The sequence below is a fragment of the Magnetococcales bacterium genome (assembly GCA_015232395.1).
Classification (GTDB): domain Bacteria; phylum Pseudomonadota; class Magnetococcia; order Magnetococcales; family JADFZT01; genus JADFZT01.
In genome coordinates this window covers 45415-58352 of record JADFZT010000008.1, presented here as the reverse complement: position 1 = coordinate 58352, position 12938 = coordinate 45415, and the positions used below count along the sequence as shown (strand labels likewise).

Here is a 12938-nt window from a genome sequence, read left to right as displayed (position 1 = left end):
ATGAAGCGATGCCGAATCTTATCCTGATCGTCGACGATGAAAAAGACTTGCTGGACTCTCTGCAGTACAGTCTTGAAAAAGAGGGCTATCAAACCCGCACCGCCTTGAACGGATCGGAAGCTCTCCAAGAGGCTTTTCGGGAGCCGGTTCCAGACCTGATTTTGCTGGATCTGATGCTGCCGGACATCACTGGCCTGGATGTCTGCCGCCAGCTGCGCGCCCATCCCGCTACCCGCCTGATTCCCGTGGTGATGCTCACCGCCAAGGGCGAGGAGATCGACCGGGTGGTTGGTTTTGAGGTGGGGGCGGACGACTATGTGGTCAAGCCCTTTTTTGTGCGGGAGCTTATCCTGCGTATCAGCGCCATCCTGCGTCGCCCCAAAGCCCAGACTGCGACCACCAAGGGGGTGGTGTTTGGTCGTATCCGACTGGATCGGGCAGGCCACCGGGTGTGGGTGGACGAAAAGGAAACCTTCCTCACCCCGCTGGAATTTCGTCTTCTGGATACGCTGCTCTCCCGCAAGGGCCGGGTGCAATCCCGGGCCACCCTGCTGGAAGCGGTCTGGGGGATTCGGGCGGATGTGCAGACCCGCACGGTGGATGCCCACGTCAATCGCCTGCGGGAAAAATTGGGTTCCGTTGGCCACTATGTGGAGACCCAACGGGGCATCGGTTATCGATTTCGCTCTTCCCCGGACGATGAGTCTTGAATATCGGCGTTCGCGGCAAGCTTTTCATTGTTTCGGTCCTGTTGATTTTTACCGCGGATCTGGCTACCGGTTTTTTTCTGGAAAATGTCCTGCGCAACTGGATCGAAGCCAGCATTCAGGACGATCTTTTGCGCAACGCCCGGGGGGCTCGGGAGATGGTCCTCCAAGGAGCGGTGCCGGAGACGATCGAAAGCATGGATCTCTTGGCGGATCGCTTCGGCAAAGCCATTGAAAACCGCGTGACCATCATCGCCGTGGATGGCCAGGTTTTGGGGGATTCCCAGCTGGAGGTGGAGCGGGTGCGCACCATCGAAAACCACGGCAATCGCCCGGAAGTGCGCCAAGCCATGCAGGAGAGCGTTGGCATCTCCCGACGTTTTTCCACCACCCTCCGGGCCGAAATGCTCTATGTCGCCATTCCCTATCAGCACGACGAGGGGGCTGGGGTGGTGCGGGTTCAGGTTTCTCTTAAAAAAGTGGATGAAACCATCAACCGGCTGCGGCTTTTTCTTCTGGTGGCTGGTGGATTGGGTTTGGGGATCGCCATCCTCATCTCTTGGCTCGCTTCCCATCTCCTCACCCGAACCCTGCGCACCTTGGTGGAAAATGCCCAACAGATGGCTGCGGGGGTTTCCGGTCAGCTGGCAGCCGGGGCTCTAGGCCAGCGCCTGGAAGTAAAAACCCGGGATGAGTTCAGCGGCTTGGCTGGCTCCTTCAACCGCTTGGCCCGGGAGCTGGAAGCCGCCGTCAACAATCTGGCTGGAGAGCGCCACCGCTTTGAAGCGGTTTTGGAGGGAATGAGTGAAGCGGTGATCGCCCTGGATCGGGAAGGGCGGATCATTCTGGTCAATCGGGCAGCCCACACGCTCCTCTCCTGGAAACAGGCCCCCATCGGTCAATCTTTAGCCCAACTGCCGCCGATCACCGAGGTGGCAGAGTTGATTCAAAATAGTCAACCCTGCCAAAGTGCCTCGGCCCAGTTTAATCTTCCCGGAAGCGTCGAACGTCGGGTGCTGGCCCGGGTTACGGGGCAAAAAGGGGAGGGTGGCAGCGTGGTGGTGCTCCACGATATTACTGAAATCCACCGGTTGGAGGAGATGCGCCGGGAGTTTGTCGCCAACGTCTCCCACGAGCTGCGCACCCCTACCGCCATCATCCTGGCCAACTCCGAGCTGCTTTTGGATGGGGCCATGAGTGATCCCAAGGTGGGGCCATCCATGCTCAACGCCATGAAGCGCCACGCCCAGCGCCTCTCTGCCCTCATCACCCGACTGCTGGATCTTTCCCGGATCGACTCCGGACACTATCCCCTGGAGATTCGGGCAGTGGACCTGGTCGAAAAAACGGCCCACTGTATCGATTCCATGGGGCGCTCCCTGGAAGAGAAGGAGATCCGGATTTCCGTGGATACCCCCCCCCATGCCCAAGTGATGGCCGATGGGGGTGCCTTGATCCAGATCATTTTGAATCTGCTGGAAAATGGGGTCAAATATACCCCACCCCAAGGGCAGATCCAGATCCGCTGCCAAGCTTCTGGTGGAGAGGTTACCCTGGAAGTGGAAGATGACGGACCGGGAATCGCAGCCCACCATCGTGAGCGGCTTTTTGAGCGTTTTTATCGGGCAGATCCGGGGCGTTCCCGGGAGATGGGCGGCACCGGGCTGGGGCTGGCCATCGTTAAAAGCCTGGTGGAAGCGATGAACGGTACGGTCGGCATGCGTCCGGCCGATCCCCAGGGGTCGATTTTTTGGGTTGTTTTGCCTGAGGCCCAAGAGCCGTCGCCAGGTGAAGCCGAAAGGGAGGCCTGAAGTCGCTTTGGCCCTCGGTGAATGGGTGCATTATCGGATGCAGCAGCTGGCCGATAAGCAGACGGAAAATTTTGATCACCTTTTCAATCTGATCGAAAGATTTTGAGTGGAGGGGGATCCCTGTACCCAGGAAATCATCACGGTTGGAGTTCTGGAAGGGGTGCAAAATGATCCTTTTTACGACACCACCTAACCAGAGGATTTTTACCTCGACCCAAACGAGGAATCCAAAATAGTGTGGCAGGAGTTTTATGATTTTTGGGAGCGTGTAGAGCGCCACCAAAAAAACGTGATTCCTGAGATTTTTTTGATTTTTTAAGGCTATGATTCCATCGATGGCACCCTTTTTCCGCTCTCGGAGAGCCATCCGGAGAACCCCATGAACCAACCGTCCCAAACGCCTGATTCCCCCCGGCGATCTCTGACAGGCGTCCTCTTTGCCTACGGCTTCCGTACCTTTTTTATCTTGGCTGGATTGTGGGCCATGCTGGCCATGGGGGTGTGGTTGGGATATTTAAAGGGCGTTTGGCAGCCGGAACTCTTTCTCAATCCCATCTGGTGGCACGGCCACGAAATGTTGATCGGCTTTGTGGGGGCGGCTGCTGCCGGATTTCTCCTCACCGCCTCCCCCAACTGGACCAAGCAGCCCCCTCTCACAGGCCGACCCTTGATGGGGATGGTGGTGCTTTGGTTTTTGGGGCGCTGCGCCATCGGTTTTTCGGCTTTTCTGCCGGTGTGGTTGGTCAGCCTCGTTGACATGGCTTTTCCCATCGCGCTCCTGATGGTGGTCGCACCTCCCCTCTGGACCACCGGTATGATGGGCCACCGGGTTTTTCCCATCCTGCTGGGTGTGCTCTTTACCGGAGACCTCCTGATCCATCTGGAAGCCCTCGGTTTGACCGACGAAACCGCCTACCGGGGGCTCTACCTGGGGGTGGATGCCATGGTGGCTTTTTTGGTGATGGTGGGGGGGCATATCATGCCCATGTTCACCAAAAGCAGCTTTCAGGAGCATGGCATCGATGTCCAATTCAAGACGCCTGCGCTGATTGAGTACACGGCCATGGCTGCCATGCTGCCGGTTTTGATCGGAGATGTGGTTGTCATGGATCATCCGGTCTTTGGCTGGATTTTGATCGTGGTGGGGGGGCTGCAAGCCCTGCGTCTGGCCACCTGGCACAGCTTTAAAACCCTCAACACCCCCCTCTTGTGGGTTTTGCATCTGGGGTATCTCTGGATCGTCATGGGTTTGCTGCTTCGGGGTGGCGCCATTATTTTTGATTGGATGCCCCAATCCACCGCCATCCATGCCCTCACCGTGGGCGCCATGGGGTTGTTTACTGCTGGCATCATGTCCCGGATTGCCCTGCTCCATACCGGTCGCACCTTGAAGCACTCCGGGTGGGTTACGCTTTTTTTTCTGCTTTTACCCCTGGCAGCCCTCCTGCGAATCGGCTTTCCAGAGCTTCCCGGTGATCTGAATATTCTCCTTTCGGGGCTATTCTGGATTATCGGATATGGGATTTTTTTGGTATACTTCAGCCCGATGCTGGTCAAGCCCCGGGCGGATGGCCAACCTGGTTGAAGGTGTTGGCAGGAAACAAATTTCATGGCTGCTTATTTTTAAAAGCGTGAAAATCTGTTTCGTTACGGAAGGGCTCTGCATCTTTGGGAACGTTTTGTTTGGGCCTCCCATCGGTTTGGTGTTCCAGGAGGCGACCCTGTTTCCACAAGCTGACGAAAGCGCCCCATTGGTTTGCCAAAGCCACCCCCAACCCTGCCATTTGCCTCTCTTGGGCGGGTGAGGAAGGATCCAATCCAGGATGAGTCTTGCCCATAACGTGAGGCCAACTTCCCACCGAATTCTTCTGGTGGATGACCAGCCTACCACCAGTCACCTGATGGGGACTCTTCTTGAGGATGCCCCGGATCTTGAGTTGGTTGTCTGTATCCATCCCCTGGAAGCCCATGCGCTGGCCCATAAAACCCAACCAGCTGTCATTCTTCTTGATCTCCTGATGCCCGATATCGACGGGCTCACGCTGCTGCAACGATTCCGCTGTGATCGGGAGTTGGCCCAGGTACCGATCCTGATGCTGACGGTGGAAGAAAACCCGGAAGTAAAGGCCCGGGCTTTTTCCCTGGGGGCCAATGACTATCTGATCAAGCTGCCTGAAAAGGTGGAGATGATTGCCCGCCTGCGCTATCACGCCCAGGCCTTTGGCAACTGGGCAGGCCGGGAGCAGGTGGAAGCAGCCATTCAGGAGAGCGAGGCGCGTAAGCAGGCGATCCTGGAAACCTCTCTGGACTGCATCATTACCACCGACGGCGATGGCCGGGTTTTGGAGTTTAATCCTGCTGCGGAAAAAATGTTTGGTTATCCCGGTGAGGAGGTGTGGGGCCGCACTGTCGATCAACTGATCATTCCTCCCGAACATCGTCAGGCCCATCGGCAGGGGTTGAAAAGATATCTGGCCACCGGTCATGGCAAGATGGTCAACCGTCGTCTGGAAACCATGGCCCAGGGGAAAACGGGGCGGATGTTTCCGGTAGAACTGGCCATCACCCCCTTTCAAATCGACGGCAAACCCTTTTTTACCTCATTCATCCGGGATATCACCGACCGAAAACAGGCTGAAGAGGAGATCCAGAAACTTAACCAGGATCTGGAAAACCGGGTTATTCGACGCACGGCCCAACTCAGTCGGGAGCTGGAAGAGCGCCGCCGGGCTGAGGAGGAGCGGGACTCCCTCTTTTTTCTCTCCCCCAACCTGATGTGCATCCTGAATTCCGACGGCTCCTTCAAAAGGGTCAACCCTGGAATGGAAAAAACCCTGGGCTATCCCGAAGAGACACTCCTGACTCTTTCCTATCTGGAGTTGGTTCACCCCGAGGATCGGGAAAAAACCAAAGGGGAAATGGCCAAAATTATCGAGGAGGGGCACGCAGCTCGGGATTTTCCCCTTCGCAGTCTGCACCGGGAGGGACACTATCTCTGGACGGAGTGGACCGCCATCGCCAAGGAAGGGTGTGTCTATGCCGTTGGCCGCAATGTGACCGAACGCAAGCGAGCGGAAGAAGCTTTGCAGGATAAACAACGCGCGGAAGCCGCCAACCGGGCCAAAAGCGCCTTTTTGGCCACCATGAGCCACGAAATTCGCACCCCCCTGAACGCCATCATCGGCATGGGGGAGTTGATGCTGGAAACCCGGCTTAATGACGAACAAAAACGCTATCTGGAGACTTCAAACCGCTCTGGAGAGGCGTTGATGAGCTTGATCAACGATATTTTGGATCTATCCAAAATTGAAGCCGGGCAGCTGGAATTGGAACGCAAGACGTTCAATCTGGTAGAGCTTGCGGTGGGGACGGCTGAAGTGCTCTCCCTGCACGCCCGGGAAAAAAATCTTGTTTTGACCCATCACCTGGCGGATAAATTGCCCCGGCAGGTGGTGGGGGATCCGGGACGGATTCGCCAGATTCTTCTCAACCTTCTGGGGAATGCCGTTAAATTTACCCAACACGGCACGGTTTCCCTCAGAGTGGATTCAGGCAGCGACCATTTTATCCAGTTCAGTGTGACCGATACCGGTCCGGGTATTCCGGAAAACAAACGCGAGGCGATTTTTTTTCCTTTTACCCAAGCTGATACCAGTACCACCCGGGAGTATGGTGGAACAGGTCTGGGGCTGACCATTTGTCAGCAGCTGGTGGATAAAATGGGAGGGCGTATCTGGGTGGAGAGTGGTGCTGACGACATGGGCAGCTGCTTTAAGTTTGCTGTTCCCTTGCCCGAAGCCAGCCCAACCGATGGCGACAAACCGCTCTCGGAACGGGCTCATATGAATTTTCAACCCAGATTGACCTCTGTTCTTTCCGAGCGGCGGGGAAATGACCGACGAGGGGGGGATCGGCGGGGGAATGATCGGCGAGGAAAAGATCGACGCCACTTGGACCGCCGACAAAAAACCCTTTCCATCCTGCTGGTAGATGATTCTGCCGACAATCGTTTGCTGATTCAGGCCTATTTCATCAAAACGGCACATCAGCTGGAAATGGCCGAAAATGGCGCTGAAGCCCTGGAAAAATTTCAGGTTGGAAGATATGACATGGTGTTGATGGATGTGCAGATGCCGATCATGGACGGCATTACCGCCACCCGAAAAATTCGCCAATGGGAAAAGAAAGAGGGGCGTCCCCATACCCCGGTCATCGCCCTCACGGCCCACGCCTTGAAAGAGATTAGCGAAGAGGCCCTGGCAGCCGGTTGCGACTATTATCTGGCCAAGCCCATCAAAAAGGCGGTGTTGATGGATACCGTCTATCAGTTGGCAGGGCATGATGGTGGCTAGAGTCCTCTTTGCTGATATCAGCAGCGCCTGGCAGCCGTGACAGGCGTATCTCAAAACATTTGAAACACAGACCGAGGTGTTCGGCAAGCGCTTCGGAAGCAACGGACCGTGTTTTGGGAGTCATTTTCCGTAAAAAGAAATGCGTGTTACGTCATTCGTAACGCGAGACGAATCTGTTGGTAGGGCTGGGTAGGCTTTTCTGACTCGTCATCTCCGCTTTTCCAGGAATGACGGCAAAAACGTTGCGTGCCTCCAGTGGATTTCAAGTATGCCTTTTGCAGGTATAGTCATTCCAATTCAGAAGGGCACACATGCTTTGCCCTGATAGTTCATTTCCAGGGGAACTCACGCGTAGGATGTGATGAGCAACGCGAACCGCATCAATCAAGACTGATGTGCCATTTTAATTTGGAACGACTATAGAACAGCTATAGCCATTCTATTTGGAAATGGGGCGCGTCATCATTCCCCAGATTTTATTATCGTTATTGCCACGCAGATGGGAATCTAACCTGCGTAGGACGTGGTGAGTGTTGCGAGCTGCATCAATCAAGGGCGCATCGCACCTTCAAGCCAATCGTCCCATCAAGCACCTGTGCGCAACCGACCCAAGATAGCGGCTCTGGTTCGCATGCCTCTGATGGTTTTCGAACGATGCGGTTCGTGCAGTTCTCAAGCAGGGCGGCTGAAAGAATGTGCATCGCGATACGTAATGCGTAGCGCCTGAATTGCATCACGAAACATTTTTCAGTGACTGCTTGAGACCTGCCCAGGTCACTCCTTGCCCATTTTGCCAGACTCGCTGAACCTGTTTTTTGCTGGTTGGGGCTATCCCAGGAAGGGAAAGGTTTGCTCCAGGATGATCAGGGTGTGATCCACCATTTTGGCGAAAGCCACAGCCACAGTGACCGACACAAGAGTGACCCCGGAAAAAAGGCTGGATTGGATGAGAAGTTCACCCAAAGAGTCGTTGTTTCGGGGAAGGGTGTCGGCTGGCATTGGAATCTCCACTTGATGAAATGGAACGCCGATAAGAGTGGGCTGTTCCTTTGTCAGGGAGTTTCGCAATTTTCATTCCAAAGTCAGCGACCAAGCCATCCCAGCCATATCAAGGAATCTGCCGTGGTGACGGTCTGAAGGGTGTAGGTCAGGAGATGGCATGAGATTGACATGGCGCCAAAACCGTCAAATCCGGGGAGGGAAAGCGTTGGCTGGGATCGGATATAGGGCCATTGGCGATGGTGATACGCATTTTGGTTCAAACGATGCGCTTAAGGCCATCGTTTAAACTTCATTCAAAACCGAAAAATGTGCCACAGAGAACAGAGAGGTCACAGAGGAAAAGCATGAAAAACAGCTGAATGTTCCGACCACTACCAGGAACGATTTTGGCTCGAATTTGCTTTTCTCTGTGTTCTCTGTGCCCTCTGTGGCGTGTTGGACTCACCTGTTGAACCGGAGCTGATATGAAGCCTGTTCCGGTTATTTGAAAGAGCCTTGTGGCAAGCCGGAAATTTTCTTTCAAAATTTGATGATTGCGTTTTGATTCTGATTTTTATGCGCCAGAGAAACCTCTTTTCTGGCAAAAACAGCCCACAAAAGGCCGGTTTTGTCTGTTGCTGCTCCTCATTGGGAAGGGTCTCAGTCCACAAGCGGCACCTGCAACAGGCTCTATGGAAGGGGAGGGGAGAAGGGCTCTTTCATGTCATTATTCCAGAGCCAATTGTTTCAAAAATTCCAGCAATCTTTTTTTGCGGATGGGTTTGGTCAGGTGCACATTACAGCCGGAATCCAACGCCTTTTGGGTGGCTTCCTTCAGGGCGTGGGCAGAGAGGGCTACAATGGGGGTGGGCTTGGCACCGGTCTCTTTTTCCCAGGCCCGTATTTCCCGGGTAGCGGTATAGCCATCCATCACCGGCATCTGTATGTCCATGAAAACCAGGTCGTAATGACCGCTCTTGAAGGCTTCGACCCCTTGCAGCCCATTCTCGGCAAAGGCTAGCTCATGGGGGGATTTTTTTAAATAAAGTTCGATCAATAACCGATTGTCAGCGCTATCCTCCACCAGCAGGATCGACAAACCGGCCACCTTCTTTTTTTCTGCTTCGGGGGTGGTGCGGGGGCGTCCCCGTAAGACATTTTTCAGGTTGTCGGATTTTGGCTCGGGGGCTCTGGGCAGGGGCACCTCGAAATGAAATGTCGCCCCTTTTCCCTCCTGACTTTCCACCCCGATCTCTCCGGTCATGCGTTCCACCAACTCCCGGCAGATGGTGAGCCCCAGCCCTGTTCCACCAAAACGCCGGGTGGTGGAAGAGTCTGCCTGGGTGAAGGGCTGAAAAATCTGTTCCTTGATGGCCGGGGGGATACCTACTCCGGTATCGATCACCTCAAAGCGGATCCGGTTATCCTCCTTTGGCCGCAGTACCACTGAAACCCGCCCCCCCTCTGGGGTAAATTTGACGGCGTTGCCCAGGAGGTTGAGCAGCACTTGGCGCAACCGCTGGGCATCCCCCCAAACATGGGTCGCTACCCCGGGGGAAAAGGTGTGGGCCATGTGCAGATTTTTTTCCCGTGCAGCCACTTCCAGGATTTCGACGATGCCCTTGACCAATCCGTGGAGGTCGAAGGGAATGTTTTCCAGGAGCAGGTGGCCGGCTTCGATCTTGGAGAGGTCCAGAATATCGTTGATGATGGCCAGCAGACCTTGACCAGCCCGGGAGAGGAGGTTGACCTGGTTTTTCTGTTCGTTGTTGAGGGGGGATTCGCCGAGAATATCGGTCATGCCGATGATGGTGTTCAGCGGAGTGCGGATTTCGTGGCTCATGGTGGCCAAAAATTCGCTTTTGGCCCGGTTGGCCACTTCCGCCGCTTCCTTACCTTGCTGGATGGCTGCTTCAGCCTGTTTGCGCTCGGAAATATCCCGAAAGACCACCACAGCCCCCTGAATCTCCCCATCCTCCCAGATGGGAGTGCTGACATAGGCGACCGGAAAACAGGAGCCATCCTTGCGCCAAAACACTTCCTGCTCCTCCACGTGTACCTTGCCATCCTGGATCGATTCGTAAATGGGGCAGTTCTTGTGGGAATAGGGGGTGCCGTCTGCATGGCTGTGGTGGATCATCTCGTGTTGGGGGCGCCCCACCAGCTCTTCTACCTGCCAACCAACCATCCGTGCTCCAGCCGGGTTGATGAAGGTGGTGAGTCCTTCCAGATCCAGGCCATAGATCCCTTCTCCAGCAGCATTGAGCAGTAGCTCGTTGCGGCGGTGGAGGCGGTCCAGAGAGGCTTGGGCCGCTTTGCGGTCGGTTTCATCGATGATGGTGCCGATCCACTCCCGAAGGGATCCGTCGCTATCCAGGAGGGGCACGGCACGTGCGGTAAAGTGGCGGTAGGATTGGGTGGCGTGGTGCCAGATTTGCCCGTCTGATTGATAGATGGAACGGCTTTCCAGGGCCTCTTGCCACACTTTTTGGAGCTTCTCCCGGTCATCCGGAAAGATCATCTCCAGCCAGCCATACCCCTGGTGATCTTCCCAGGATTGCCCCGTGAAGGATTCCCAGCCAAATTGTCGTTCGGCAAAACCACCCTGGGCATCCGTGGTCCAGACCACCGAACTGGTAGCACTCACCAGGGTGCGATGGCGCTCCTCGCTGAGCCGGAGAGTTTCTGCCATGTGTCTGCGGCCTGTCTGGTCGGAAAAAATGACCAACCCCTTTTCACCAATGCGGGAAAAAAGCGCTTCCAGATAACGGACCCGATCATCCTTGCACTGCACCCGGGCTTCCAGAGGGGGATGATTACCGCTGGGCTGAGCCTCTACCTGCTGTAGATGGTTCCACCAAGCTTCCTTGATCTCTTCCCGGTAGCTTGGGTCGGGAAAGGCCAGGGGCCACCAATGGCTCACATCTGGAATATCGTCTCGATCATACCCCAGCAGTTCGGTAAATTTTTTATTGATAAGGCTGATGGAGCGTTCTGGGCCTTCCACCAGCATCATGGGGAGGGGAGAACTGTCGAAAAGGGAGCGGAAGAGGGTTTCACTCTGTTGCAGCGCCTGGGCGGTCTTGCGGAGCTTCTCTTCGGAGCGAACCCGCTCAGTGATATCCACCCCCACCGCCCAGGTGGACCAGCCGGGGATGGGAATGCGGTTGGAAATGTTGGACCAGGAAACCATCCGCTTGTGGCCATCTTTAGCGGTCATCTCAAAGACCTGATCGATAAAGTCTCCCTCTTTTTTGCGGATGGAATCGATCACCCGGGTGCGATAATCGGGATCGGGATAGAATTTTTCAAGCATGTTTGGGTTGCCGATCACCTCTTGGGAATCATAGCCGGTCAGCTGTTCACAGGCATTGTTCCAGACGATGATCCGTCCATCATCGTCAAAGGCATCGAGCATGATGGGCATGTTTTCGAGCACGGTGCGCAGGCGTTCTTCACTTTCGACCAGGGCCGCTTCACTTTTTTTGCGAACCTGTATTTCAACCTCCAGGCGATGATTGACCTCCTCAGCCAGGGCGGCCCGTTTGGCAGCGGTTTGGGAAAGGCGGATGGTGGTGCCCAGGACAACCCCCAGTATCAGGCCAAAAACCAACAGGGCATCATGGGCATGCTGGGCAGAAAAGCTCTCCAGGGGATTGGTAATGCCCATGTCCAAAACATGATAGGCCTGCCACAGGGCGATGGTAATGGTGAAGGTGACCAGGGTAGCCAAAACCGGAAACCAGGCGGGAAAAAGGGTGCTCTGTTTCTGCTCCCAACGCCAGGCATAGGCCACAAGTCCCATACCCAGGGTGACGAAGCCGATGGCGGTATGCAGGGCCATCCGGGTCAGGTCGCCCCAGCCATAGGCCGATTCCATCTGGAAGGGATAACCCAGGAGAGGTACCGCCCCCAGGGCAAAGATCAATGCCCCGGAAATGCCCACCGCCATGGGGCCTCGCCAATGCCGGGAGAGCAGGCGGATGTTGATCAGGGTAAAGCCGGTCAGGGAAAAACAGAGAGCGGAATTGGGGGCCATGCGCCCGGGGTGGGAGGTGTGTTGGGTGATGTAGGAGCGCATGAACATCTGGTCGATGCCCAGGTCCGCAGCCAGCAGATATTCCACCAGGGTGGTAAAGCCCAAGAGGAGAACCAGCGTTCCCAGAATGAGAGTCAAATTATGCCGGGCTGTTACCGCTCCCAGCAGCCCTGCACCACACAACAAAAACCCCACCGCCGTGTTGTACTGCATGGGGACCAGGGAGGCGTGGGCCTGGATCAGGGAAATGTTGTGGCTGTGCCAACCGATGAGGACGACCAATCCGAGGAGTGCCACCAGCGCACCCGCCAGCACCTCCATGCCGAAATCGGAAAAGGTGAAGTGGGGTTGGCCCGGTTGTGTGACTTTATCCATCAATAATCCTGGTCGCATTATTTTCAGCTATTTTGTTGAACTCGCGCCATGGGAGCAAGGAGAAAGCCGTTCCTGGAGGATGCTTCCACTTTAATATTCATAAAGAAGATTGTTCAGGTGGTGGTGATCTCTTTTCGGTCTGTTTTTAACTTTCCGGTATAGGATCCGCTGCTCCCTCTGTCTGGCAGCCCCGTTTGGCCAGTCGAAAAGTGGGGTTCCAGGCAGGAACCGGGGAGCTTTTCATAAAGCCTCCGCCAAAGCGCTGTTTGATGAGGGCCAGCCAGCGATCCAGCCAGGGCAGACTTTCCCGGACAGAAAATCTGGCCTGTCCAGCCGGGTCCACCGTCACATCAATCAGATTGACGCTCTTGAATACCTGTCCCGGGGTGAGCCCCTGGCAGATGACCACGGCGTCGTGGGTGCCCAGATAGCTTTTCCCCGGGGGGAGGGGATGAATGGCGCCGGAGGATTCGCTTTTAATGAAGAGGGGGTAGGGGGAATGGTTGAATACATCTGCCCATACCGCCGGAGTGGCCAAAAAGATGGTCAGAAACAGGAACCATGGGAGGGTTGGTCGGCATGATTTCATGGAAGTTGATAGAGAAAGTGGCCAGGAATGGTTGAAAGGGGGCAGGGGGTTGATTGCTAGCGCCAGTTGCCATAGGCCACTTGC

Annotated in this window: 7 protein-coding genes; 4 read left to right on the top strand and 3 right to left on the bottom strand. The window is 55.5% G+C overall.

Annotated features, from left to right (window positions below; genetic code table 11):
- The first annotated feature begins 8 nt into the window (after window positions 1-8).
- The 4 genes from HQL52_04255 to HQL52_04240 all read left to right on the top strand — a co-directional run bounded on the left by HQL52_04255 (window position 9) and on the right by HQL52_04240 (window position 6870).
- On the top strand, window positions 9-710 hold the full coding sequence (locus HQL52_04255) for a response regulator transcription factor (GenBank protein MBF0368650.1): 702 nt from the start codon (window positions 9-11) through the stop codon (window positions 708-710).
- Window positions 707-2518, top strand: a complete 1812-nt coding sequence (locus tag HQL52_04250) for a HAMP domain-containing protein (GenBank protein MBF0368649.1) — start codon at window positions 707-709, stop codon at window positions 2516-2518. Before HQL52_04255 ends, HQL52_04250 begins: the two co-directional genes overlap by 4 nt.
- A 379-nt stretch (window positions 2519-2897) precedes the next feature.
- Window positions 2898-4103, top strand: coding sequence for an NnrS family protein (locus tag HQL52_04245; protein ID MBF0368648.1), 1206 nt, complete (start codon window positions 2898-2900; stop codon window positions 4101-4103).
- 238 nt (window positions 4104-4341) lie between these two features.
- Window positions 4342-6870 (top strand): PAS domain S-box protein, encoded by a 2529-nt coding sequence (locus tag HQL52_04240; GenBank protein ID MBF0368647.1) that lies wholly within the window; start codon window positions 4342-4344, stop codon window positions 6868-6870.
- Window positions 6871-7698: 828 nt separating this feature from the next.
- Here HQL52_04240 and HQL52_04235 read toward each other — a convergent pair.
- From HQL52_04235 to HQL52_04225, 3 genes are all read right to left on the bottom strand, one after another.
- Window positions 7699-7869, bottom strand: a complete 171-nt coding sequence (locus tag HQL52_04235) for a hypothetical protein (GenBank protein ID MBF0368646.1) — start codon at window positions 7867-7869, stop codon at window positions 7699-7701.
- 709 nt (window positions 7870-8578) lie between these two features.
- Complete coding sequence (locus tag HQL52_04230) at window positions 8579-12265, bottom strand: PAS domain S-box protein (GenBank protein MBF0368645.1); 3687 nt, start codon at window positions 12263-12265, stop codon at window positions 8579-8581.
- 145 nt (window positions 12266-12410) lie between these two features.
- A complete protein-coding gene (locus tag HQL52_04225; protein ID MBF0368644.1) occupies window positions 12411-12854 on the bottom strand; it encodes a hypothetical protein in 444 nt (147 codons plus the stop codon).
- Window positions 12855-12938: the final 84 nt, after the last annotated feature.

What these genes read in the sequence shown, in the direction of transcription:
- HQL52_04255 (MBF0368650.1), top strand. Translation starts at nt 9, where the DNA reads ATGCCGAATCTTATCCTGATCGTCGACGATGAAAAAGACTTGCTGGAC.
- HQL52_04245 (MBF0368648.1), top strand. Translation starts at nt 2,898, where the DNA reads ATGAACCAACCGTCCCAAACGCCTGATTCCCCCCGGCGATCTCTGACA.
- HQL52_04240 (MBF0368647.1), top strand. Translation starts at nt 4,342, where the DNA reads ATGAGTCTTGCCCATAACGTGAGGCCAACTTCCCACCGAATTCTTCTG.
- HQL52_04235 (MBF0368646.1), bottom strand. Translation starts at nt 7,869, where the DNA reads ATGCCAGCCGACACCCTTCCCCGAAACAACGACTCTTTGGGTGAACTT.
- HQL52_04230 (MBF0368645.1), bottom strand. Translation starts at nt 12,265, where the DNA reads ATGGATAAAGTCACACAACCGGGCCAACCCCACTTCACCTTTTCCGAT.
- HQL52_04225 (MBF0368644.1), bottom strand. Translation starts at nt 12,854, where the DNA reads ATGAAATCATGCCGACCAACCCTCCCATGGTTCCTGTTTCTGACCATC.